Origin of the sequence: Catenulispora yoronensis, from assembly GCF_039531695.1 — a bacterium.
Taxonomy (GTDB): Bacteria; Actinomycetota; Actinomycetes; order Streptomycetales; family Catenulisporaceae; genus Catenulispora; species Catenulispora yoronensis.
This window is the reverse complement of the sequence record NZ_BAAAQN010000206.1, coordinates 1-586: the sequence shown is the minus strand read 5'-3', so window position 1 is coordinate 586 and position 586 is coordinate 1. Positions and strand designations below refer to the sequence as shown.

The following is a 586-nucleotide window of genomic DNA, read 5'->3' as shown; positions in this document are numbered from 1 at the left end:
CATACACGTTTAATACCACTGCGGTAGCAGTTACACTCCCTTTAAGGACTAATGACCTTGCCCTGTTGATACGCCCATATACAACAGTATTAAACCTGGAAGTCTGGCAAATCATGGTTGCTACTGCCATGATTAAAATACGATTAGTTAATCCTGAAGATGATATGTAAACTCCCGCGCCGACAAGCTTCTTGAGAATATATTGAGCTTTTTCTTCTTTTTTATTTTGAAAGTAGGTTTCTATATATATTTTAATCATTTGGAAAATGATATCACGGCTTTTAACTAACTGCGCCAGCCCTGCAATAAATCTTGTGTCCTCTTGCTTTAACTTAGAACAAACATCCTGATAATTATGCATTAAGCAGGAAGTATAATACGAAGCACGGGTTATACCATTTCCCATTTGATTCAGTGTATCAATAACATTCTTTTTTACTCCAGCAAATGCTTCATCAAATTTCATGGCAAGAATACGCTCCGCCTCGATTGAGGTAATGATGAAATTCCTATAATACATAATTAGATCCTTCCTTTATTAGATCATTCATTGTTCCGGCACATATTTCTTATGATCATCTGGCCT

The 586-nt window shown here is 36.2% G+C and carries 1 protein-coding gene; it reads right to left on the bottom strand.

Going from position 1 to position 586, the window contains the following annotated elements:
- The coding region (locus ABD481_RS46825; RefSeq protein ID WP_344672364.1) for a hypothetical protein at positions 1–520 on the bottom strand (520 nt) is incomplete at its 3' end.
- Between the last annotated feature and the right edge of the window lie 66 nt (positions 521–586).